Origin of the sequence: Pseudomonas sp. 7-41 (assembly GCF_021233075.1) — a bacterium.
Taxonomy (GTDB): domain Bacteria; phylum Pseudomonadota; class Gammaproteobacteria; order Pseudomonadales; family Pseudomonadaceae; genus Aquipseudomonas; species Aquipseudomonas veronii.
Map to the genome: position 1 here is coordinate 1226531 of NZ_CP089551.1, position 22167 is coordinate 1248697.

20 protein-coding genes are annotated in these 22167 nt (G+C 61.9%); 13 read left to right on the plus strand and 7 right to left on the minus strand.

What is annotated here, in order from left to right; translation table 11 throughout:
* The first annotated feature begins 183 nt into the window (after positions 1-183).
* Positions 184-1125, plus strand: coding sequence for an AEC family transporter (locus LQ249_RS05410; protein WP_046384691.1), 942 nt, complete (start codon positions 184-186; stop codon positions 1123-1125).
* Between the two features lie 27 nt (positions 1126-1152).
* Here LQ249_RS05410 and LQ249_RS05415 read toward each other — a convergent pair whose 3' ends face one another.
* The 6 genes from LQ249_RS05415 to gatC all read right to left on the minus strand — a co-directional run bounded on the left by LQ249_RS05415 (position 1153) and on the right by gatC (position 6378).
* Complete coding sequence (locus LQ249_RS05415) at positions 1153-1536, minus strand: carboxymuconolactone decarboxylase family protein (RefSeq protein ID WP_108525367.1); 384 nt, start codon at positions 1534-1536, stop codon at positions 1153-1155.
* On the minus strand, positions 1533-2579 hold the full coding sequence (locus tag LQ249_RS05420; RefSeq protein ID WP_057004248.1) for a calcium/sodium antiporter: 1047 nt from the start codon (positions 2577-2579) through the stop codon (positions 1533-1535). The genes LQ249_RS05415 and LQ249_RS05420 overlap by 4 nt, the downstream gene beginning before the upstream one ends.
* A 58-nt stretch (positions 2580-2637) precedes the next feature.
* Positions 2638-3009 carry a septal ring lytic transglycosylase RlpA family protein gene (locus tag LQ249_RS05425; RefSeq protein WP_046384689.1) on the minus strand — a complete coding sequence of 124 codons (372 nt, stop codon included), beginning with the start codon at positions 3007-3009 and terminating at the stop codon, positions 2638-2640.
* A gap of 157 nt (positions 3010-3166) precedes the next feature.
* Positions 3167-4612 (minus strand): Asp-tRNA(Asn)/Glu-tRNA(Gln) amidotransferase subunit GatB, encoded by a 1446-nt coding sequence (gene gatB, locus LQ249_RS05430; protein ID WP_128191586.1) that lies wholly within the window; start codon positions 4610-4612, stop codon positions 3167-3169.
* Between the two features lie 10 nt (positions 4613-4622).
* The gene (gene gatA / locus LQ249_RS05435; protein ID WP_057004249.1) at positions 4623-6074 is read right to left on the minus strand and encodes an Asp-tRNA(Asn)/Glu-tRNA(Gln) amidotransferase subunit GatA; all 1452 of its coding nucleotides are present in this window, start codon (positions 6072-6074) and stop codon (positions 4623-4625) included.
* Between the two features lie 16 nt (positions 6075-6090).
* Positions 6091-6378: an Asp-tRNA(Asn)/Glu-tRNA(Gln) amidotransferase subunit GatC gene (gene gatC / locus LQ249_RS05440; RefSeq protein WP_017845404.1), complete on the minus strand. Its 288-nt coding sequence runs from the start codon at positions 6376-6378 to the stop codon at positions 6091-6093.
* A gap of 210 nt (positions 6379-6588) precedes the next feature.
* Here gatC and mreB point away from each other — a divergent pair, with 210 nt between their 5' ends.
* The 8 genes from mreB to tldD all read left to right on the plus strand — a co-directional run bounded on the left by mreB (position 6589) and on the right by tldD (position 17775).
* Positions 6589-7626, plus strand: coding sequence for a rod shape-determining protein MreB (gene mreB, locus LQ249_RS05445; RefSeq protein WP_002555108.1), 1038 nt, complete (start codon positions 6589-6591; stop codon positions 7624-7626).
* Between the two features lie 140 nt (positions 7627-7766).
* Positions 7767-8864: a rod shape-determining protein MreC gene (gene mreC / locus LQ249_RS05450; protein WP_079442865.1), complete on the plus strand. Its 1098-nt coding sequence runs from the start codon at positions 7767-7769 to the stop codon at positions 8862-8864.
* Positions 8864-9352: a rod shape-determining protein MreD gene (gene mreD, locus LQ249_RS05455; RefSeq protein WP_046384686.1), complete on the plus strand. Its 489-nt coding sequence runs from the start codon at positions 8864-8866 to the stop codon at positions 9350-9352. Before mreC ends, mreD begins: the two co-directional genes overlap by 1 nt.
* A gap of 51 nt (positions 9353-9403) precedes the next feature.
* Complete coding sequence (locus LQ249_RS05460) at positions 9404-10000, plus strand: Maf family protein (RefSeq protein ID WP_057004251.1); 597 nt, start codon at positions 9404-9406, stop codon at positions 9998-10000.
* Positions 10001-10070: 70 nt separating this feature from the next.
* Entirely contained in the window at positions 10071-11528 is a 1458-nt protein-coding gene (gene rng, locus LQ249_RS05465) for a ribonuclease G (protein ID WP_046384684.1), read from the plus strand.
* Between the two features lie 75 nt (positions 11529-11603).
* Positions 11604-15419: a YhdP family protein gene (locus LQ249_RS05470; protein ID WP_177030188.1), complete on the plus strand. Its 3816-nt coding sequence runs from the start codon at positions 11604-11606 to the stop codon at positions 15417-15419.
* Between the two features lie 48 nt (positions 15420-15467).
* Positions 15468-16316, plus strand: coding sequence for a carbon-nitrogen hydrolase family protein (locus LQ249_RS05475; RefSeq protein WP_046384682.1), 849 nt, complete (start codon positions 15468-15470; stop codon positions 16314-16316).
* A 16-nt stretch (positions 16317-16332) separates the two neighbouring features.
* The gene (gene tldD, locus LQ249_RS05480; RefSeq protein WP_128191583.1) at positions 16333-17775 is read left to right on the plus strand and encodes a metalloprotease TldD; all 1443 of its coding nucleotides are present in this window, start codon (positions 16333-16335) and stop codon (positions 17773-17775) included.
* 45 nt (positions 17776-17820) lie between these two features.
* Here tldD and yjgA read toward each other — a convergent pair whose 3' ends face one another.
* Positions 17821-18342 (minus strand): ribosome biogenesis factor YjgA, encoded by a 522-nt coding sequence (gene yjgA / locus LQ249_RS05485; protein ID WP_010567685.1) that lies wholly within the window; start codon positions 18340-18342, stop codon positions 17821-17823.
* 108 nt (positions 18343-18450) lie between these two features.
* Here yjgA and pmbA point away from each other — a divergent pair, with 108 nt between their 5' ends.
* From pmbA to LQ249_RS05505, 4 genes are all read left to right on the plus strand, one after another.
* Positions 18451-19797 carry a metalloprotease PmbA gene (pmbA, locus tag LQ249_RS05490; protein WP_017845992.1) on the plus strand — a complete coding sequence of 449 codons (1347 nt, stop codon included), beginning with the start codon at positions 18451-18453 and terminating at the stop codon, positions 19795-19797.
* 148 nt (positions 19798-19945) lie between these two features.
* Complete coding sequence (locus LQ249_RS05495) at positions 19946-20341, plus strand: hypothetical protein (protein WP_017845991.1); 396 nt, start codon at positions 19946-19948, stop codon at positions 20339-20341.
* Positions 20334-21710, plus strand: coding sequence for a class II fumarate hydratase (locus tag LQ249_RS05500; protein WP_232566244.1), 1377 nt, complete (start codon positions 20334-20336; stop codon positions 21708-21710). The genes LQ249_RS05495 and LQ249_RS05500 overlap by 8 nt, the downstream gene beginning before the upstream one ends.
* A 27-nt stretch (positions 21711-21737) precedes the next feature.
* Positions 21738-22166, plus strand: a complete 429-nt coding sequence (locus LQ249_RS05505; protein ID WP_017845989.1) for a hypothetical protein — start codon at positions 21738-21740, stop codon at positions 22164-22166.
* The last annotated feature ends 1 nt before the right edge of the window (position 22167 follow it).

A 22167-nucleotide genomic window follows, 5' to 3' on the forward strand; every position in this document is an offset into this window, starting at 1 on the left:
TCATCCGTTGTGTGTCTGACGCAGATTCAGTGTGGGAGGGGCGGTGCGACGACTCGACTTGCCCCCGATAGCGGCGACCCTATGTGGGAGGGGGCTTGCCCCCGATAGCGGTCTATCAGGCGCCATTGGGCCGTATGGCTTATCATTAGCCCCCTAACGACGCCCACCAAGGTTCTCCCCGGCATGCTGGCTATCTTCCTCACCACCCTCACCATCACCGCGCCGGTGTTTGCCATGTTGTTCCTCGGTGTGCTGCTCAAGCGCATCAACTGGATCAACGACAGCTTTATCCACACGGCATCGTCCCTGGTGTTCAACGTCACCATGCCGGCGCTGCTGTTTCTCGGCATCCTGCATGCCGACCTGCATTCGGCGCTCAAGCCGGGTTTGCTGATCTACTTCGCCGTCGCCACGCTGTTGAGCTTTGCCCTGGCCTGGGGCTGGGCGATTTTGCGCTGCAAGCGTGAAGACCGGGGCATCTACACCCAGGGCGCGTTTCGCGGCAACAACGGGGTGATCGGCCTGGCGCTGGCGGCCAGTATGTACGGTGATTACGGCATCTCCCTCGGCGCGATCCTCGCGGCGCTGGTGATCCTGTTCTACAACACGCTGTCGACCATTGTGCTGGCGGTGTACAGCCCGGTGATCAAGTCCGACCCGTGGAGCATCTGCAAAAGTGTGCTGGCCAACCCGCTGATCATCAGCGTGATTGCGGCCGCGCCGTTCGCCTATTTCCAGATCGGCTTGCCGGGCTGGCTGGAAAAATCCGCGCAGTACCTGGCCGACATGACGTTGCCGTTGGCGCTGATCTGCATCGGCGGCACCTTGTCGCTGGCGGCGTTGCGCAAGAGCGGCAACATGGCGCTGAGCGCGAGCTTGATGAAGATGGTCTGGCTGCCGGTGGTCGCCACCCTGGGGGCGTGGTTGCTCGGGTTTCGCGGGCCGGAACTGGGGATTCTGTTCCTGTACTTCGGCGCACCGACGGCGGCCGCGAGCTTTGTGATGGCCAGGGCGGCGCAGGGGAATCATGAGCTGGCGGCGGCGATTATCGTGATCACCACCTTGATGGCGGCGGTGACCACGAATATCGGGATTTTTGTGTTGCAGGCGGGCGGGTGGATCTGAGCTGTGCCGGTGATAGCTACCTGACCATCACTGCTTGTCCGCCTGATACGCCTCAATCACGTCCTGCGCCGCGCGAAACGCCTCGATCGCCGCCGGCACACCGGCATACACCGCGCAATGCAGCAGCGCTTCGCGGATTTCTTCGACGGTGCAGCCATTGTTCAGCGCGCCGCGCACATGGCCTTTGAGTTCCTGCGGGCACTTGAGCGCGGTGAGGGCGGCGAGGGTGATCAGGCTGCGCGTCTTCAGCGGCAAGCCTTCGCGGTTCCACACGCTGCCCCAGGCATGTTCGTTGACGAAGTCCTGCAGCGGCTGGGTGAATTCGGTGGCGTTGCCCAGGGCGCGATCGACGAACGCATCGCCCATCACCTGACGACGCATTTCAACTCCGGGCTTTTTCTGATCGGTCATTGCGATTCCCTCTTGTGTTGGCGGCGCCAGGCTCGCAGCGTGCTGAACAACAGGAAAGCCACCAGCACTGGCAGGACGTAATACAGCATCAGTTGTTCAAGTTTGTTGGCCAGGCCCATGCCGGTGGTGAACGCCATCACATGCAGCCCATACGCCAGGTACAAGCCCAACAGCACCAGGCCTTCGGCACGGGTCACGCGGTAGCCGGTATAAAACACCGGCAGGCACAACACCACCACGCCGAGCATCACCGGCAGGTCGAAATCCAGGGCATTGGGCGACACCGACAGCGGCGAGGGCGCGAGCAGGGCGGTCAGCCCCAGTACGCCCAGCAGGTTGAACAAGTTGCTGCCGATCACGTTACCCACGGCGATATCCCGCTGACCGCGCAGGGCCGCGATCAGCGAGGTGGCCAGGCACGGCAGTGAAGTGCCGACGCCGATCAGCGTCAAGCCGATGATGCGTTCCGACAGGCCCAGGTCGCTCGCCACATCCACCGCCGCACCCAGCAACAAATGCCCGGCCAGCACCAGCACCAGCAAGCCGCCGAACATCAGCAATACGCTGCTCAACCAGGGCGCCTTGGCCACCGTGTCCAGTGTGCGCGGGCGCCGTGAATGGCGGGTCTGGTAGTGCAGCACGCCGAGGTAGGCCAGCAGGGCCGCGAGCAGCAGCGAACCGTCGAGTGGCGTCAGTTCTTCATTGGCCGCCAGGGTAAACACCAGCAGGCCGGCGAGGATCATCACCGGGATATCCAGGCGCACCAGTTGCCGCGAGACCCGCAGCGGAATGATCAGCGCCGACAGGCCCAGGGTGACGAGGATGTTGAAAATGCTGCTGCCGATCACGCTGCCCACGGCAATGTCGGTATTGCCGGCGAGGGTGGCTTGCAGGCTGACGGTCATCTGCGGCGCACTGCTGCCGAAGGCGACGATTGTCAGGCCGATGATCAGCGGGCGGACCTTGAGGCTGGCAGCCAGGCGCACCGCGGCGCGCACCAGGATTTCGGCGCCGACGATCAGCAGCAGCAGGCCGCTGATCAATTCGATCAGGCTCCAGGGCGAGAGGGCGGTTAATCCGAAAATGGCCAGGGCTCCGTCGTCAATTGCTCAGGGCTTGCACACGAACCCGTGCGGTGCCGCTGCTCAGCATGCCCAGTTGCGCGGCGGCCTGGCGCGACAGATCGATCAGCCGCCCACGGGTGTGCGGGCCGCGATCATTGATGCGTACCACCACGGATTTGTCGGTATCGAGATTGGTCACCTTGACCTGCGTGCCGAAAGGCAGGCGCCGATGGGCGGCGGTCAGGGCGTTCTGGTTGAAAGGTTCACCGCTGGCGGTTTTTTTGCCATGGTGCTTGGCGCCGTAGTAAGACGCGGTGCCGGTTTCGTCGTAGCCGTTGGGGTCGATGAGGCTGCTGGCGCAACCGGCCAGCAAAGAGAACACGGCTAAAAGGCCAAGTAAGCGCTTCATTCAAGGTATCCCCTTATCAAATGTGGGAGGGGGCTTGCTCCCGATAGTGGAGTGTCAGTCATTGGTGTTTTGACTGAATCACCGCTATCGGGAGCAAGCCCCCTCCCACAGGAGGTCCGAGTCGAGCATGAAATCTCACTCGGCCCTTTCATCGCGATCAGCCTTCGAGCTTGCTTTTCAGCAGTTCGTTCACCTGTTGCGGGTTGGCCTTGCCCTTGGAGGCTTTCATGGCCTGGCCGACAAAGAAGCCAAACATTTTGCCGCGCTTGGCTTCGTCTGCCGCGCGGTACTGTTCGACCTGCTCCGCGTTGGCCGCGAGCATTTCATCGAGCACCGCCGAGATGGCGCCGCTGTCGGTGACTTGCTTGAGGCCGCGCTTCTCGATGATCTCGTCGCTGCTGCCCTCACCGCTGGCCATGGCTTCGAACACAGTCTTGGCGATTTTGCCGGAGATGGTATTGTCTTTGATGCGCAGCAGCATGCCGCCCAACTGCTCGGCCGAGACCGGTGCTTCGTCGATTTCCAGGCCCTGTTTGTTCAGCAGGCTGCCCAATTCCACCATCACCCAGTTGGCCGCCAGCTTGGCGTCCCCGGCGATGCTCACGACTTTTTCAAAGTAGTCGGCTTGCTCACGGCTCGACGCGAGGACGCTGGCGTCGTAGACCGACAGGCCGAACTGCGCCTGGAAGCGCTCGCGTTTCTGCGGCGGCAATTCCGGCAGGGTGGCGCGCACGTCATTGAGGAACGAGTCCTCGATGACCACTGGCAACAGGTCCGGATCGGGGAAGTAACGGTAGTCGTTGGCTTCCTCTTTGCTGCGCATGGCGCGGGTTTCGTCTTTGTTCGGGTCGTACAGGCGAGTTTGCTGGATCACCTTGCCGCCGTCTTCGATCAGTTCGATCTGGCGACGCACCTCGGTGTTGATCGCCTTCTCGATGAAACGGAACGAGTTGACGTTCTTGATCTCGCAGCGGGTGCCGTACTCGGCCTGGCCCTTTGGCCGGACCGACACGTTGCAGTCGCAGCGCAGCGAGCCTTCGGCCATGTTGCCGTCGCAGATGCCCAGGTAGCGCACCAGCGCGTGGATCGTCTTGACGTAGGCCACGGCTTCCTTGGCGCTGCGCATGTCTGGCTCGGACACGATCTCCAGCAACGGCGTGCCGGCGCGGTTCAGGTCGATGCCGGTGGCACCGTTGAACTCTTCATGCAGGCTCTTGCCGGCGTCTTCTTCCAGGTGCGCGCGGGTTACGCCGACACGCTTGATGGTGCCGTCTTCCAGCGGGATATCCAGGTAGCCTTTGCCGACAATCGGCAACTCCATCTGGCTGATCTGATAGCCCTTGGGCAGGTCCGGGTAGAAGTAGTTCTTGCGCGCGAACACGCTGTGCTGGCCGATCTCGGCGTCAATCGCCAGGCCGAACATCACCGCCATGCGTACCGCTTCCTGGTTCAGCACCGGCAACACACCGGGCATGCCCAGGTCTACCAGGCTCGCCTGGGTGTTGGGTTCTGCGCCGAACGTGGTGGCGCTACCGGAGAAAATCTTCGATTGGGTGGCGAGCTGGGTATGAATCTCCAGCCCGATCACGACTTCCCATTGCATAGTGTTCTCCTCAGAAGCCGGTAGGGGTGCGAGTGTGCCAGTCGGTGTTCAACTGGTACTGGTGCGCCACATTGAGCAGGCGGCCTTCCTGGAAGTACGGGGCAAGCAATTGCACGCCGACCGGCAGGCCATCGACGAAACCGGCGGGCATGGACAAGCCCGGCAAGCCCGCGAGGTTGGCGGTGATGGTGTACAGGTCTTCCAGATACTCGGCGATCGGGTCGCCGGTCTTGGCGCCGATCTTCCAGGCCGGGTTCGGCGTGGTTGGGCCGAGGATCACGTCGACTTCTTCGAACGCCGCCATGAAGTCGTTCTTGATCAGGCGACGGATTTTTTGCGCCTTGAGGTAGTACGCGTCGTAGTAACCGGCCGACAGGGCGTAGGCACCGACCATGATCCGGCGCTGCACTTCGACACCGAAGCCTTCGCCACGGGAACGTTTGTACAGGTCGTTGAGGTCTTTCGGGTTTTCGCAGCGGTAACCGAAACGCACGCCGTCGAACCGCGACAGGTTGGAAGACGCTTCGGCCGGCGCGATCACGTAGTACGCCGGAATCGCGTGCTGGTTGTTCGGCAGGCTGATTGGCTTGATCACGGCGCCGAGCTTTTCCAGCTCCTTGACGCTGTTGTGGACCAGTTCGGCGATACGCGGGTCGAGGCCGGCACTGAAATATTCGTTCGGTACGCCGATGCGCAGGCCTTTGAGCGAGGTATTGAGGCTGGCGCTGTAGTCCGGCACCGGCTCGTCGACGCTGGTGGAGTCCTGTGCGTCGAAGCCTGCCATACCTTGTAACAATATTGCGCAGTCTTCGGCAGTGCGTGCCAGGGTACCGCCCTGATCAAGGCTGGAGGCATAGGCGATCATGCCCCAGCGGGACACGCGACCGTAGGTCGGCTTCAGCCCGGTGAGGTTGGTGAACGCGGCGGGCTGGCGGATCGAGCCGCCGGTGTCGGTGGCCGTGGCCGCCGGCAGGAAGCGCGCGGCAACCGCCGCCGCCGAACCACCGGACGAGCCGCCTGGCACGCAGTCCAGATTCCACGGGTTTTTCACCGCGCCGTAGTAGCTCGACTCGTTGGCCGAGCCCATGGCGAATTCGTCCATGTTGGTCTTGCCCAGGGTCACGGCCCCGGCGGCGGCCAGCTTGGACACCACGGTGGCGTCGTAGGGCGCCTTGAAGTTGTCGAGCATCTTCGAGCCGCAGCTGGTGCGAATGCCCTGGGTGCAGAACAAGTCCTTGTGGGCGATCGGTGCGCCCAGCAGCGCGCCGTTCTCACCGTTGGCGCGACGTGCGTCGGCGGCCTTGGCCTGGCTCAAGGCCAGCTCCTCGGTGATGCTGATGAAGCTGTTGACCTTGGGGTCGAGCTCGGCGATACGCGCCAGCAAGGTCTTGGTCAGCTCTTCGGAAGAAAACTTTTTGTCGGCGAGACCGCGGGCGATCTCGGCCAGAGTCATGTGATGCATGAAAGGCTCTTTCCCTTTAGTCGATGACTTTCGGAACCAGATACAGGCCGTTTTCGACCGCTGGCGCGATGGACTGGTAGGCCTCGCGATGATTGACTTCGGTCACGACGTCTGCGCGCAGGCGCTGGGTGGCTTCCAGCGGGTGAGCCAGGGGCTCGATGCCGTCGGTATTCACGGCCTGCATTTGGTCAACCAGCCCGAGAATGCTGTTCAGGGCTGCGGTGGTCTGTGGAAGATCGGCATCATTCAGGCCAAGCGAGGCCAGATGTGCGATTTTTTCCACGTCGGAGCGTTCAAGCGCCATGGGATTCTCCAGTGGAAAACAGAACGGAGGGCGTCCGTGTGTTAGATTGTCGGAACACTACCGCATTTCTACGGTCATATGGCCGCGATTGTGGGGGTTGGTGCGTAGAAAGTCGGCCAATTTAGCACATTGGCGCCTTGCCCAAAATCCCTGTCGTTGTTAGAGTTTGCCGCACTTTTTTACCCACGCGTTGCCTAGGGTCCTTTCCCCATGTTCAAGAAACTGCGTGGCATGTTTTCCAGCGATCTTTCCATTGACCTGGGCACTGCCAACACCCTTATTTACGTGCGCGAGCGCGGTATCGTCCTGAATGAGCCATCGGTTGTGGCTATTCGGACCCATGGTAATCAGAAAAGTGTCGTTGCCGTCGGCACCGAGGCCAAGCGCATGCTCGGCCGAACACCAGGCAATATCGCGGCCATTCGTCCGATGAAAGACGGCGTGATCGCCGACTTCAGTGTCTGCGAGAAGATGCTGCAGTACTTCATCAACAAGGTTCACGAAAACAGTTTTCTGCAGCCCAGCCCTCGTGTGCTGATCTGCGTACCGTGCAAGTCCACCCAGGTGGAGCGTCGTGCCATCCGTGAATCGGCCCTTGGTGCCGGTGCCCGTGAAGTGTTCCTGATCGAAGAGCCGATGGCTGCTGCGATCGGTGCCGGCCTGCCGGTTGAAGAAGCGCGCGGTTCGATGGTGGTGGATATCGGTGGTGGTACCACTGAAATCGCCCTGATTTCCCTGAACGGTGTGGTGTATGCCGAATCCGTCCGTGTGGGCGGTGACCGCTTCGACGAAGCGATCATCACTTATGTGCGTCGCAACTACGGCAGCCTGATCGGCGAATCCACCGCCGAGCGCATCAAGCAGGAAATCGGTACCGCATATCCGGGCGGCGAAGTGCGCGAAGTTGATGTGCGCGGTCGCAACCTGGCCGAAGGCGTGCCACGTGCCTTCACCCTGAACTCCAATGAAGTGCTCGAGGCTCTGCAAGAGTCCCTGGCCACCATCGTTCAGGCGGTGAAGAGCGCGCTGGAGCAATCGCCGCCGGAGCTGGCTTCCGATATCGCCGAGCGTGGCCTGGTACTGACCGGTGGTGGCGCCTTGCTGCGCGACCTCGATAAGTTGCTGGCCCAGGAAACCGGCCTGCCGGTGATCGTCGCCGAAGACCCGCTGACCTGCGTCGCCCGTGGCGGTGGCCGTGCACTGGAAATGATGGATAAACACACCATGGACCTGCTCTCCAGCGAATAAGTGATTGCTGGTAAGCCCATGTTTCGCCCGCAGGCAGCACTTTGCAGTGCTGCCTGTTGGCGTTTATCTTCTTCAATCTGCATCCAGGCCGGTTAGATGCCGTATGAATAGAGAGAACATTTGCCTGGGAGGAGCGGCCTATTAAACCGCTTTTCGCCAAAGGCCCCTCATTGGGCGTGCGCTTATTGGTGCTGGTCGTGCTTTCGGTCGCGCTGATGGTGGTCGATGCTCGCTTTGCACTGCTCAAGCCCGTGCGTAGCCAGATGTCGCTGGTGTTGATGCAGACTTACTGGATCACCGACCTGCCGCAACGTCTCTACCAGGGCGTGGCCAGCCAATTCGGCAGCCGCACCGAGCTGGTCGCCGAGAACGAAAAACTCAAGACTGAAAACCTGCTGCTGCAGGGGCGCATGCAAAAGCTGGCGGCCCTCACCGAGCAGAACGTTCGGCTGCGCGAGTTGCTCAACTCCTCCGCTCTGGTCAACGAGAAGGTCGAAGTCGCCGAGTTGATCGGCATGGACCCCAACCCCTTTACCCATCGCATCATCATCAACAAGGGTGAGCGCGACGGTGTGGTTCTTGGCCAGCCGGTACTCGATGCCCGTGGCCTGATGGGGCAGGTGGTCGAGTTGATGCCCTACACATCGCGGGTATTGCTGCTGACGGACACTACCCACAGCATTCCGGTGCAGGTCAACCGCAACGGCCTGCGCGCGATTGCCAGCGGTACGGGTAACCCGGAGCGGCTGGAACTGCGTCATGTGGCCGACACCGCGGATATCAAGGAAGGCGACCTGCTGGTCAGTTCCGGCCTGGGTCAGCGCTTCCCGGCGGGTTATCCGGTGGCGACGGTCAAGGAAGTGATCCACGACTCCGGCCAGCCTTTCGCGATTGTCCGCGCCGTGCCGACGGCCGCGCTGAACCGCAGCCGCTACCTGTTGCTGGTCTTCAGCGACAACCGCACCCCGGAAGAGCGCGCCAACGACGCCGCTCAGGCCCAGGAAGCGGAAGACAAACGCAACGGCACCGCGCCGATCATCCCGGCGACCGTACCCAAGCCCGCGCCAGCCACACCGCCTGCAACAGCGCCGGCGGTGACTGCGCCCGTGGCCACGCCAGCCAAGCCGGCCGCTCACAGCGCTCGCCCGGTGAAACCGGCGGCGACCAAACCGCCGGCCGCCGCGCCTGCGCCCGCGACGCCCGCCGCCCGGGCAACCACGCGGCAGAGGGAGGAATAATGGCCGGTACTCATTCGCGCAATGGCTGGATCGTCTGGCTGACCTTTGCTCTCGGCTTGCTGCTCAGTGTTTCACCGCTGCCGCAGTTCATGGAAATCCTGCGTCCGCTCTGGCTGGCCCTGCTGCTGGCATTCTGGTCGCTGAACCTGCCGCATAAAGTGGGCATGGTCACCGCTATGTTTCTGGGCTTGGCGGAAGATGTGCTCTATGGCACCTTGCTGGGGCAGAACGCGTTGATCCTGACCTTGATCACCTTCCTGGTGCTCTCATTGCAGCAGCGCCTGCGCATGTTCCCGATGTGGCAACAGTGCCTGGTGATCCTGGTGATCTTCGGCCTGGCGCAGTTGGTGCAGCTGTGGCTCAGTGCCTTGACCGGCAACCGACAGCCGACCTTGGCACTGGTGTTGCCGGCCCTGGTCAGCGCGTTGCTGTGGCCGTGGGTCAGTTTCGGTCTGCGCGGGTTATGTCGCCGCTATAAAATCAATTGAATGGATTGCGAGGCTCTGCCTGGTTATCGAACCCCACAGGGAGAGTCTGCAATGAATTCGCTTTATCTGGCCTCGGGCTCCCCAAGGCGGCGTGAACTGCTGACCCAGATCGGTGTGCCGTTCACTGTGGTCAGCGCCGCGATTGATGAAACGCCTCTTACCAACGAATCTCCCGTTTCCTACGTCGAGCGCCTGGCGCGCGCCAAGGCCGCGGCGGGTTTCGCTGCCCTCGGGGAAACCTCCGGGGCCTGTGTGCTGGGCGCCGACACGGCGGTGATCGTCGACGGCCAGATCCTTGGCAAACCGGTGGATCAGGCCGACGGCCTGGCCATGTTGCTGGCGCTGGCAGGGCGTGAACATGAAGTGCTGACGGCGGTTGCTCTCACGGACGGTCAGCGCTGTGACACCCGATGTGTAAGCAGTCGCGTACTTTTTCGTGGGATTTCTGTCGAGGAGGCTACAAGCTACTGGCACAGTGGCGAACCTCAGGACAAGGCCGGGGGTTATGCTATCCAGGGGCTGGGCTCGGTGTTCGTGGCCGGGCTCAATGGCAGTTATTCCGCCGTGGTCGGCTTGCCGGTGTGCGAAACCGCGCAGTTGCTTGGACAATTCGGCATACCCTGTTGGCAAAACCTTACCGCGCGCTGAACGCCGTACACCAGCGCCCAGCCTTAAGCGACCGGCCACTATTGTGAAAACGCCTGAACGAGACCCAGCCATGAGTGAAGAGATTCTGATCAATATCACGCCGATGGAATCGCGCGTGGCGGTGGTAGAGAACGGTGTTCTGCAGGAAGTTCACGTCGAGCGCACCCAGAAGCGCGGGATCGTCGGCAACATCTATAAAGGCAAGGTCGTGCGCGTATTGCCCGGCATGCAGGCCGCCTTCGTCGATATCGGCCTGGACCGCGCCGCGTTTATCCATGCCTCGGAAATTTCCCTGCGTGAAGGCCCGGCGGTGGAAAGCATCAGCGCCCTGGTGCATGAAGGGCAGAGCCTGGTGGTGCAAGTCACCAAGGACCCCATCGGCTCCAAAGGTGCGCGGCTGACCACGCAACTGTCGATTCCTTCGCGCTACCTGGTGTACATGCCGCGCACCGCCCATGTCGGCATTTCCCTGAAGATTGAAGACGAAGCCGAGCGCGAGCGCCTGAAAAAAGTGGTCAGCGACTGTGTTGCCGCCGAGGGCATCAAGGAAGCGGGTGGGTTTATCCTGCGCACCGCCGCCGAAGGCGCCGGTGCCGATGAAATCCTCATGGATATCCGCTATCTGCGGCGCCTGTGGGACCAGATCGGCACACAGATCAAGACCGTCGGCGCCCCCAGCGTGATCTATGAAGACCTGGGCCTGGCCCTGCGCACCTTGCGTGACCTGGTCAGCCCCAAGATCGAGAAAATTCGCATCGACTCGCGGGAAACCTTCCAGCGCACCACGCAATTTGTTGCCGAACTGATGCCGGAAATTGCTGACCGCCTGGAGCATTACCCTGGCGAGCGGCCGATCTTTGACCTGTATGGCGTCGAAGACGAAATCCAGAAAGCCCTCGAACGCAAAGTGCCGCTCAAGTCCGGTGGCTACCTGGTGGTGGACCCGGCCGAAGCCATGACCACCATCGACGTCAACACCGGTGCGTTCGTGGGGCACCGCAACCTTGAAGAGACCATCTTCAAGACCAACCTCGAAGCGGCCACTGCGATTGCCCGCCAATTGCGCCTGCGCAACCTGGGCGGGATCATCATCATCGACTTCATCGACATGGAAGATGAAGAGCACCAGCGTCAGGTGCTGCGCACCCTCGAAAAGCAGCTGGAACGTGATCACGCCAAGACCAACATCATCGGCATCACCGAGCTGGGCCTGGTGCAGATGACCCGCAAGCGCACCCGCGAAAGTCTTGAGCAAGTGCTGTGCGAGCCGTGCAGCAGTTGCCAGGGGCGCGGTAAATTGAAGACCCCTGAAACGGTTTGCTACGAGATTTTCCGGGAAATCCTACGAGAGGCACGAGCCTACCAGGCTGAAGGTTATAGAGTGCTTGCCAACCAGAAAGTGGTCGACCGCTTGCTGGATGAAGAGTCCGGTAACGTAGCTGAACTGGAAGGGTTTATCGGGCGCACCATTCGTTTTCAGGTCGAAACCATGTACTCCCAGGAACAATACGACGTGGTGCTGCTCTGATTTTCATTCATTGGCTTTCCCTGAACCCGACAGACCTGGATCTGCGGTCCGACTACTGCCTGAGGGTCGCTTGACATGGAGCGTCTGACACGCTTTTTTGCCGCTTTGACCCGCTGGGGCCTGGGCCTGTGCGCCCTGCTGCTGGTATTGGCGGCGGTGTACGTGAGCCTGGGGCGTGAATTGACCCCGCTGGTCGCCGAATACCGCGCAGAAATCGAAGCCAAGGCCCAGGCCGCGGTGGATATGCCGCTGCAGATCGGTCGCCTTGAAGGTCGCTGGAGCGGTTTCGCCCCTGTGTTGCTGGCCCATGACGTGATGGTGGGCGAGGGCAGCAATGCCTTGCGCCTGGATCAGGTGCAGGTGGTGCCGGACATCTGGGCCAGCCTGATGGCGCGCGACGTGCGTATTGCCCATCTGGAAGTCAGCGGCCTGCAACTGAGCGCCAGGGAAGACAAGGATGGCCACTGGGCGCTGCAAGGCCTGCCGGTGCAGGACGACCAGCCGCTGGACCCGGAACAGTTGCTCAAGCGCATGCAGAGTGTCCAGCGCGTGTCGTTGCTGGATAGCCAGGTCACGTTGCAGCCGTTCGACCAGGCGCCGCTGACCTTCACGTATGTGGGCCTGAGCTTGCAAACGGGCGCGACCCGCCAACGCCTGGACGCCCGCCTGACCCTGCCGGATGGCCAACCCCTGGCCCTGAGCCTGCGCACGCAGATCCGCGCCAGTGCCTGGAAAGACGCTGAGGTCCAGGCCTACCTGAGCCTGCCCCAGAGCGATTGGGCCAAATGGGTTCCGGCCAGGTTGACCCAGCAGTGGAAACTCACGCAGTTCAAGGCTGGCGGTGAATTCTGGCTGACCTGGGCCAAAGGCACCGTGCAAAGCGCGGTGGTGCGCCTCAACTCGCCGCAAGTGAAGGGCAGCTACGCCGACCGCAAGCCGGTCCACATTGAAAACCTCGCCCTGACCGCCTACCTGCAACGCAGTGAGAGCGGCCTCAAGGTGCTGTTCGATTCGTTGGCGATGAACATCGGCGATAGCCGTTGGGAGTCGCGTCTGCAATTGCAGCAACGCTTGGCCACCGACAAGGCGCAGGAAGTCTGGAACCTGCAGGCCGACCGCCTCGACCTGACCCCGATCACCCCGTTGCTCAATGCCTTGGCGCCGTTGCCGGAAGGCTTCGCCAAGACGATCGAACACCTCAAGGCCACCGGCCTGCTGCGCAATGTGCTGGTGGATTTTCGTCCGCAGGACACGACCGATCAGAAAGTCAGCTTTGCCGCCAACCTCGAGCGGGTAGGCTTCGACGCCTACTTCGGCGCCCCTGCCGCACGCAACGTTTCCGGCAGCATCAGCGGCGACCTGGGGCAGGGCGAGCTGCGCATGGACAGCAAGGACTTTTCCTTGCACCTCGACCCGATCTTCGCCAAGCCCTGGCAGTACATCCAGGCCAATGCGCGCCTGACCTGGAAGCTCGATCAGCAAGGTTTCACCCTGATCGCGCCGTATATCAAGGTGCTGGGCGAGGAAGGCAAGGTCGCCGCCGACTTCCTGATTCGCCTGCATTTCGACAATAGCCAGGAAGACTACATGGACCTGCGGGTCGGCATGGTCGATGGCGATGGACGTTTCACGCCTAAATACCTGCCGGCGGTGCTGAGCCCGGCGCTGGATGAATGGCTGCGTACCGCGATTCTCAAAGGCGCGGTCGATGAAGGCTTCTTCCAGTACCAAGGCTCGCTGAATCACGGTGCGTTGCCGGCTTCGCGCAATATCAGCCTGTTTTTCAAGGTGCATGACGCTGAGTTGGCGTTCCAGCCGGGCTGGCCCCATGTGAGCAAGGTCAACGGCGAAGTGTTTGTCGAGGAGAGCGGTGTCCGCATCCTGGCCAGCAAGGGCCAACTGCTCGATACCGGCGTCAAGGACATCTACGTCAATATCCCCCACGCGCCCGCGGGCAAGGACAGCCACTTACTGCTCACCGGTGAGTTTGCCGGCGGCCTGGGTGATGGCCTGAAAATCCTCCAGGAAGCGCCGATAGGCACCGCTTCGACCTTTGCCGGTTGGAAAGGCGAGGGCGATCTACAGGGCAAGCTGGACCTGGATATCCCGCTGGCCAAGGGCACCGAACCGAAGATCGTGGTGGATTTCCAGACCGACAAGGCGCGCCTGCAATTGGCTGAGCCGCCTCTGGACCTGAGCCAGCTCAAGGGGGATTTCCGCTTCGACAGCGCCAAGGGCCTGAGTGGGCAGAACATCACGGCGCAAGCCTTCGATCGGCCGATCACCGCGCAGATCTTCGCGGATGGCAAGCCGGGCAGTATCAGCACCCGCGTTACCGCCAAAGGCCAGGTCACGGTCAAGCGCCTGACGGACTGGTTGAAAATCAGCCAGCCGCTGCCGGTGTCCGGTGATATTCCGTACCAGTTGCAGCTCAATCTGGACGGTGCCGACAGCCAGTTGAGGGTCAGCTCCAACCTCAAAGGCGTGGCCGTGGACCTGCCGGCACCGTTCGGCATGGCGGCCAGCCAGGGCCGTGACAGCGTGTTCCGCATGACCTTGCAGGGCGCCGAGCGCCGCTACTGGTTCGATTACGGCGACCTGGCGAACTTCACCTTTGCTGCGCCGCCGGATAAATTCAGCGACGGCCGCGGCGAGTTGTTTCTCGGCGATGGCGATGCGCTGCTGCCCGGTGGCAAGGGCCTGCGCATTCGCGGTGTGCTGTCGGAACTGGACATCGATCCGTGGAAGAAACTCATCGATCGCTACGCGGGCAACGACCCGGGAGGCAGCGCGAAACAGCTGTTGAGCGGCGCCGACTTCAAGGTGGGCAAGTTGACTGGCTTTGGGCAGCAGTTCGACCAGGTCAACCTCCAGCTTGACCGCAAACCCTCGGCTTGGGGCCTGCAGTTCGACAGCCAGCAGGCCAAGGGCACGGTCAACCTGTCGGACGCCAAGGGCGCACCCATCGCGGTCAACCTGCAGTACGTGAAGCTGCCGGCGGTGGACCCGACGGTACAGGCGGATGAAAATGCGCCGGACCCATTGGCCGACATCGATCCCAAGGATATTCCAGCGCTGGACATCAGCATTGATCAGCTGTTCCAGGGGCCGGACCTGATCGGCGCGTGGTCGCTGAAGATCCGACCGACCGCCAAGGGCCTAGCCTTCAACAACCTGGACCTGGGCCTCAAGGGCATGCTGCTCAAGGGCGCTGGTGGTTGGGAAGGCGCGCCGGGCGACAGCAGCAGTTGGTACAAAGGGCGCCTGGATGGCAAGAATATCGCCGATGTCCTCAAGGGCTGGGGCTTTGCGCCTACCGTGACCAGTGAAGATTTCCACCTGGACGTGGACGGTCGTTGGCCGGGCTCCCCCGCCTGGGTCGGGCCCAAGCGTTTTTCCGGCAGCCTGGATGCAACATTCCGCAAAGGCCAGTTCGTTGAAGTGGAAGGTGGCGCCCAGGCGCTGCGGGTGTTCGGCCTGCTTAACTTCAACTCCATCGGCCGTCGGTTGCGCCTGGACTTCTCCGACCTGCTCGGCAAAGGCTTGAGTTATGACCGGGTCAAAGGCTTGCTCGCGGCCAGCAACGGGGTGTTCGTGACCCGCGAGCCGATCACCCTGACGGGGCCGTCGAGCAACCTGGAGCTCAATGGCACCATGGACCTGGTGGCTGATCGCGTGGATGCCAAGCTGCTGGTGACATTGCCGGTGACCAACAACCTGCCGATCGCTGCGCTGATTGTCGGCGCGCCGGCCATTGGCGGCGCGCTGTTCCTGATCGACAAGCTGATCGGCGACCGGGTTTCGCGGTTTGCCAGCGTGCAGTACAAAGTCGAAGGGCCATGGAAAGACCCGAAAATCAGCTTCGACAAGCCATTTGAAAAACCAAACTGAGAGCCTGTGGAGTAGCATGGCTGCATGCCATTTATGGAGTGTCGGCCCATGTCCTTTGCGGTAATTCAAATGGTCAGCCAGAGCGATGTGCTGGCCAACCTGGCCCAGGCCCGGCGCCTGCTGGAGCAAGCGGCGGCAAAGGGGGCGCGGCTGGCGGTGCTGCCGGAAAACTTCGCCGCCATGGGCCGCCGCGATGTGGCTGACATCGGCCGCGCCGAGGCGTTGGGTGAAGGACCGATCCTGCCATGGTTGAAACAGACCGCCCGCGACCTCACCTTATGGATAGTGGCTGGCACTTTGCCGCTGCCGCCCAAGGATCAACCGAACGCCAAGGCCAACGCCTGCTCGTTGCTGATCGATGAGCATGGCGAGATCGTCGCCCGCTACGACAAGCTGCATTTGTTCGATGTCGACGTGGCGGACGCGCGCGGTCGCTATCGTGAATCCGATGACTATGCTTTCGGGAGCAACGTTGTGGTGGCGGATACGCCGGTCGGCCGCGTGGGCCTGACGGTGTGTTACGACCTGCGCTTCCCGGAGTTGTACAGCGAGTTGCGCGCGGCGGGGGCTGAACTGATTACCGCGCCCTCGGCCTTCACCGCGGTCACCGGCGCCGCCCATTGGGATGTGCTGATTCGCGCACGGGCCATCGAGACCCAGTGTTATCTGCTGGCGGCCGCCCAGGGCGGGGTGCATCCGGGGCCACGGGAGACTTATGGCCACGCGGCGATTGTCGACCCCTGGGGGCGCGTACTGACGCAACAGGATCAAGGCGAAGCGGTGTTGCTGGCCGAACGCGACAGCAGTGAACAGGCGTCGATACGGGCGCGCATGCCGGTGGTCAACCATCGGCGCTTTTTCTCGCAGGGCGCGCAGCGGCCTGCTTCAGAACGATGAATTTAAGGCCAAACCTATGAGCGAGTTGTTGTCCTCAGTCAGCGAACACCTCCTGGCACCCGGTGGCGTGACCATCGAAAGCCTGCAAACCGTGCTGGGCGATCTGGCCGGGCCGGGCATCGACGCGGCCGACCTGTATTTCCAGGGGCAGATTTCCGAGTCGTGGGCTTTGGAAGACGGGATCGTCAAGGAAGGCAGTTTCAACCTCGACCAGGGTGTCGGCGTGCGCGCGCAATCCGGTGAGAAAACCGGTTTCGCCTACAGCAACGCGATCACCTTGGAAGCCTTGGGCCTGGCCGCCCGGGCTGCTCGTTCGATTTCCCGCGCCGGCCAGAACGGTACGGTGCAGGCATTCAGCACCCAGGACGTGGCCCAGTTGTACGCGCCGGATAACCCCCTGGAAGTGATCAGCCGCGCAGAAAAAGTCGATCTGCTCAAGCGTATCGATGCCGCGACCCGCGCCCTCGACCCGCGTATCCAGCAAGTCACGGTGAGCATGGCCGGGGTGTGGGAACGCATCCTGGTGGCGTCCACCGACGGCGGCCTGGCGGCGGATGTGCGGCCGCTGGTGCGTTTCAACGTCAGCGTGATCGTCGAACAGAACGGCCGCCGCGAGCGCGGTGGGCACGGCGGCGGCGGGCGTACCGACTACCGTTATTTCCTCGCCGAGGACCGCGCCATGGGTTATGCCCGTGAAGCGCTGCGCCAGGCGCTGGTCAACCTGGAAGCCATCCCCGCACCGGCTGGCACCTTGCCGGTGGTGTTGGGCTCGGGCTGGTCTGGCGTACTGCTCCACGAAGCCGTGGGCCATGGCCTGGAAGGCGACTTCAACCGCAAGGGCAGTTCGGCCTACAGCGGGCGCATGGGCGAGATGGTCGCCTCCAAACTGTGCACCATTGTCGATGACGGCACCCTCGCCGGTCGCCGTGGCTCGTTGAACATCGATGACGAAGGCACGCCGACCGAATGCACCACGCTGATCGAAAACGGCGTGCTCAAGGGTTACATGCAAGACAAGCTCAACGCCCGCCTGATGGGCGTGGCGCGTACCGGTAACGGCCGTCGCGAATCCTACGCGCACCTGCCGATGCCGCGCATGACCAACACTTACATGCTCGCTGGCGAAAGTGACCCGGAGGAAATCATCGCCTCGGTGAAACGCGGGATCTACTGCGCCAACCTCGGCGGCGGCCAGGTGGACATCACCAGCGGCAAGTTCGTGTTCTCCACCAGCGAGGCGTACCTGATCGAAGACGGCAAGATTACCGTGCCGGTCAAAGGCGCGACGTTGATTGGTAACGGGCCGGAAGCGATGAGCAAGGTGTCGATGGTCGGTAACGACCTGGCGCTGGACAGCGGCGTGGGTACGTGCGGCAAGGATGGGCAGTCGGTGCCGGTGGGCGTGGGTCAGCCAACCTTGAAAATTGATGCGATCACCGTGGGTGGCACGGGGTCGTAAGAGCGGGAGCTTCGGGTGGCGAAGACCGCCACCCGGGGAAGAGGATCAACGCAGGCCGCGTTGAGTCTCGTCCAGCTCACGGATGTACTTGAAGATTTTACGGCTGGTGGCCGGCGCCTTGTTTTGCGCCAGTTCGTGCTGGGCCTGACGGATCAGGGAGCGCAGTTGCTGGCGGTCCGCGTCCGGGTAGTCCAGTACGAATTTCTCCAGCACCGCGTCATCGCCCGAGATCAGGCGGTCACGCCAACGTTCCAGGTTGTGGAAGCGTTCGTTGTACTGGCGAGTGGAGGCATCGAGTTGATCGAGCAGGGTCAGAATCGCGTCAGTGTCCTGATCGCGCATCAGCTTGCCGATGAACATGATGTGCCGTTTACGCGCGATATTCGCGGTGTGCTTGGGTGCATCCGCCAGAGCCCGGCGCATTTCGTCGGTCAGAGGCAGTTTTGCAATCAAGTCCGGCTTGAGCGTTGTAAGGCGCTCGCCGAGGTCAACCAGAGCATGCAGCTCGCGTTTGACCTGGGTTTTGCTTTTCTCCCCATCGAGGGAGTCGTCGTAAGAATCAACCATGGTGGCAGTCCGCAAAGAAACGCCGCCATGATAACCAGTCGGGGGCCGCTTGTCCGGCCCGGTCGCTCGATGGCCTTAACCGAAAGCAGAATTTGAGTGGAGAAAACCATGAGTGCAGCCCAAAGCGTCGGTCCGCAAGCGTTACCGGCACTGCAGGAACAAGTCGAGCAGATCCTTGCCGAGGCCAAGCGCCAGGGGGCCAGTGCCTGCGAGGTGGCTGTGTCCCTGGAGCAGGGGCTGTCGACGTCGGTACGTCAGCGGGAAGTCGAAACCGTCGAATTCAACCGCGACCAGGGGTTTGGCATCACCTTGTACGTCGGCCAGCGCAAAGGCTCGGCCAGCACCTCGGCGAGTGGGCCGGAAGCGATTCGCGAGACGGTGGCCGCCGCATTGGCGATTGCCAAGCACACGTCCGAGGATGAAAGCTCGGGCCTGGCCGACAAGGCGTTGATGGCCAAGGATCTGCAGGATTTCGACCTGTTCCATGCCTGGGACATCACCCCGGAACAAGCCATCGAACAAGCGCTGACCTGCGAAGCGGCGGCGTTCGATGCCGACCCGCGGATCAAGAATGCCGACGGCACCACCTTGAGCACCCACCAGGGCTGCCGCGTGTACGGCAACAGCCATGGTTTTATCGGCGGTTATGCGTCGACGCGCCACAGCCTGAGTTGCGTGATGATCGCCGAAGCCAACGGCCAGATGCAGCGCGATTACTGGTACGACGTGAACCGTCAGGGCGAGTTGCTGGCCGACCCGGTCAGCATTGGCCGGCGTGCCGCGCAACGTGCCGCGAGCCGCCTGGGCGCGCGCCCGGTGCCGACCTGTGAAGTGCCGGTGCTGTTTTCGGCGGAGCTGGCCGGCGGTCTGTTCGGCAGTTTCCTGGGGGCGATTTCCGGCGGCAACCTGTACCGCAAATCGTCGTTCCTCGAAGGTGCGATTGGCCAGAAGCTGTTTCCGCAGTGGCTGACCATCGACGAGCGTCCACACCTGATGCGGGCCATGGGCAGTTCGTCGTTCGACGGCGATGGCCTGGCGACCTATGCCAAGCCGTTCGTCGAAAACGGTGAGTTGGTTTCCTACGTGCTGGGCACGTATGCCGGGCGCAAACTGGGCCTGCCGAGCACCGCGAACGCTGGCGGCGTGCATAACCTGTTCGTGACCCACGGCGAGGAAGACCAGGCGGCGCTGTTGCGACGCATGGGGCGTGGCCTGCTGGTGACTGAATTGATGGGTCAGGGCTTGAACATGGTCACCGGTGATTATTCCCGTGGCGCGGCGGGTTTCTGGGTAGAAAACGGTGAGATTCAGTTTGCTGTCCAGGAAGTGACCATCGCCGGCAATATGCGCGACATGTTCAAGCAGATCGTTGCCGTGGGTAACGACCTGGAACTGCGCAGCAATATCCGTACAGGTTCGGTCCTGATCGAGCGGATGACGGTCGCCGGTAGTTAATCCTTCCGACGCTTCACCAAAAGGCGCGCCATCTGCAGGATGGCGCGCCTTTTTTTGTGGCTGCATTCCCGGTTGATTGGCTTGTCACTCTTGTGTTGATTATCAATATCATTTAATAATAAATATCATTATCGAATGAGTGCGGATCATGAATGCTGTCCTGCATGAGGACCCCTACCTGGAAAGCTGGCGTTGGATGAGTCGTCAGATTCGCTGCTGCCTCGATCCCAATGAACCGCGCCTGATCGAACATTACCTCAATGAAGGTCGATACCTCGCCTGTTGCACCGCGACTCATCCATGGACGATCGCTGAAACGGCTTTCCGCCTGCTGATCGACACCGCCACGGACATTGCCTTGCCGTGGCATTGGCGGTCCCAGTGCCTGGACCAGGCCTGGCGCCCGCTGCGCGACCTGGAAACACTCTCCCATTGTGCCTGCCGCCTCAAGCGCTGGCAGGCCTTTGCCTGGCAATTGGCGACGTGCGAATTGCTGCCTTCGATTTCCGTTTCTGACTGGGTGCAAGGATCTTCCGATGAGTAATAACCGTATCGAACGCGACAGTATGGGTGAACTGCAAGTCCCTGCCGAGGCCTTGTACGGCGCGCAAACCCAGCGCGCGGTGAACAACTTTCCGATCAGCCACCAGCGCATGCCGGCGCCGTTCATTCGTGCGCTGATCCTGGCCAAAGTGGCAGCGGCCAAGGTCAACGTCGACCTCAAGCAGATCAGCGAAGGGCAGGGCAAGGCCATTGTCGATGCTGCCCTGGGCTTGCTGGACGGTGACTTCATGCCGCACTTTCCGGTGGATATCTTTCAGACCGGTTCCGGCACCAGTTCCAATATGAACGCCAACGAAGTGATCGCGACCCTGGCCAGCCGTTTGCTCGGTGAGGCGGTCAACCCCAACGATCACGTGAACTGCGGCCAAAGCAGCAACGACATCATCCCGACCACCATCCACGTCAGTGCGGCGTTGGTGCTGCATGAGCAAACGCTGCCTGCGTTGCTGCATCTGGTGCAGGTCATCGAACGGAAGGCCGAAGAGGTCCACTCCTTCATCAAGACCGGTCGCACGCACCTGATGGACGCCATGCCCGTGCGTATGAGCCAGGTGCTCAATGGCTGGGCGCAGCAGCTCAAGGCCAATATCGCGCACCTGCAGGACCTGTTGCCCAGCCTGCAAGCCCTGGCCCAGGGCGGCACGGCTGTCGGTACCGGGATCAACGCGCATCCGGAGTTTGCGCTGCGTTTCAGCCAGCAGCTGAGCAGCCTGACCGGCGTGCAATTCACACCGGGCAAGAACCTCTTCGCGTTGATCGGCTCCCAGGACACCGCCGTCGCCGTCTCCGGCCAGTTGAAAGCGATCGCTGTGTCATTGATGAAAATCGCCAACGACTTGCGCTGGATGAATTCCGGGCCCCTGGCTGGTTTGGGTGAAATCGAACTGGAAGGGTTACAGCCCGGTTCTTCGATCATGCCGGGCAAGGTCAACCCAGTGATTCCGGAAGCGACCGCCATGGTCGCTGCACAAGTCATCGGCAATGACACGGTGATCACCATTGCCGGGCAATCCGGCAACTTCGAGCTGAACGTGATGCTGCCGATCATCGCCCAGAACCTGCTCGGCAGCCTCGAACTGCTGGCCAATTCCAGCCGCCTGCTGGCGGACAAGGCCATTGCCAGTTTCAAGGTCAACGAGGCCAAGCTCAAGGAAGCGTTGTCGCGCAATCCGATCCTGGTGACCGCACTCAACCCGATCATTGGTTACCAAAAGGCCGCTGAAATCGCCAAGCAAGCCTATCAGCAAGGTCGCCCGGTGATTGATGTCGCCCTCGAGCACACCGACTTGCCGCGTAGCCAACTGGAAGTCCTGCTGGACCCGGAAAAGCTCACAGCCGGCGGCGTGTAATCACCGACCCTGCTTTGGAGGCTGACCATGGAGCATTGGAAACGCACGATCGAACGGGCCAATCGCTGCTTTATGCAGGGCGAGTTGGTCGACGCTCGCGAAGCCTATTTACAAGCCCTGGCCCTGGCTCAAGTGTTGTTCGAGCGCTGGGCGAACGCCGACGAAGCAGTGGCGGCTTGCGTCATTTCCCATCACAACCTGGCGGACCTGCACCTGCGCCTGAACCAGCCGGAAGAAAGCGCGGAATACCTCTGTGCCATCCACCAACGGCTGTTACAGGCGCTGCAGGACCAGCGCCTCAGCCCGCAACTGCGCGACGCGGCGTTGCGCCAGAGCAGCAAGACCTACGTCGAACTGTTGAATTTCATCAGCGATCACGGCGAATACCCCCGTACCCATCGCTTGCTGGGCGGTACTGCGGCGCAACCGACCCCTCCTCAATACGGAGCACACTGAT

Excerpts from the sequence above, each read along its gene's own strand:
- LQ249_RS05410 (WP_046384691.1), top strand. The coding sequence starts at position 184 with ATGCTGGCTATCTTCCTCACCACCCTCACCATCACCGCGCCGGTGTTT.
- LQ249_RS05415 (WP_108525367.1), bottom strand. The coding sequence starts at position 1,536 with ATGACCGATCAGAAAAAGCCCGGAGTTGAAATGCGTCGTCAGGTGATG.
- LQ249_RS05425 (WP_046384689.1), bottom strand. The coding sequence starts at position 3,009 with ATGAAGCGCTTACTTGGCCTTTTAGCCGTGTTCTCTTTGCTGGCCGGT.
- gatB (WP_128191586.1), bottom strand. The coding sequence starts at position 4,612 with ATGCAATGGGAAGTCGTGATCGGGCTGGAGATTCATACCCAGCTCGCC.
- gatA (WP_057004249.1), bottom strand. The coding sequence starts at position 6,074 with ATGCATCACATGACTCTGGCCGAGATCGCCCGCGGTCTCGCCGACAAA.
- gatC (WP_017845404.1), bottom strand. The coding sequence starts at position 6,378 with ATGGCGCTTGAACGCTCCGACGTGGAAAAAATCGCACATCTGGCCTCG.
- mreB (WP_002555108.1), top strand. The coding sequence starts at position 6,589 with ATGTTCAAGAAACTGCGTGGCATGTTTTCCAGCGATCTTTCCATTGAC.
- mreD (WP_046384686.1), top strand. The coding sequence starts at position 8,864 with ATGGCCGGTACTCATTCGCGCAATGGCTGGATCGTCTGGCTGACCTTT.
- LQ249_RS05460 (WP_057004251.1), top strand. The coding sequence starts at position 9,404 with ATGAATTCGCTTTATCTGGCCTCGGGCTCCCCAAGGCGGCGTGAACTG.
- rng (WP_046384684.1), top strand. The coding sequence starts at position 10,071 with ATGAGTGAAGAGATTCTGATCAATATCACGCCGATGGAATCGCGCGTG.
- LQ249_RS05470 (WP_177030188.1), top strand. The coding sequence starts at position 11,604 with ATGGAGCGTCTGACACGCTTTTTTGCCGCTTTGACCCGCTGGGGCCTG.
- LQ249_RS05475 (WP_046384682.1), top strand. The coding sequence starts at position 15,468 with ATGTCCTTTGCGGTAATTCAAATGGTCAGCCAGAGCGATGTGCTGGCC.
- tldD (WP_128191583.1), top strand. The coding sequence starts at position 16,333 with ATGAGCGAGTTGTTGTCCTCAGTCAGCGAACACCTCCTGGCACCCGGT.
- yjgA (WP_010567685.1), bottom strand. The coding sequence starts at position 18,342 with ATGGTTGATTCTTACGACGACTCCCTCGATGGGGAGAAAAGCAAAACC.
- pmbA (WP_017845992.1), top strand. The coding sequence starts at position 18,451 with ATGAGTGCAGCCCAAAGCGTCGGTCCGCAAGCGTTACCGGCACTGCAG.
- LQ249_RS05495 (WP_017845991.1), top strand. The coding sequence starts at position 19,946 with ATGAATGCTGTCCTGCATGAGGACCCCTACCTGGAAAGCTGGCGTTGG.
- LQ249_RS05500 (WP_232566244.1), top strand. The coding sequence starts at position 20,334 with ATGAGTAATAACCGTATCGAACGCGACAGTATGGGTGAACTGCAAGTC.
- LQ249_RS05505 (WP_017845989.1), top strand. The coding sequence starts at position 21,738 with ATGGAGCATTGGAAACGCACGATCGAACGGGCCAATCGCTGCTTTATG.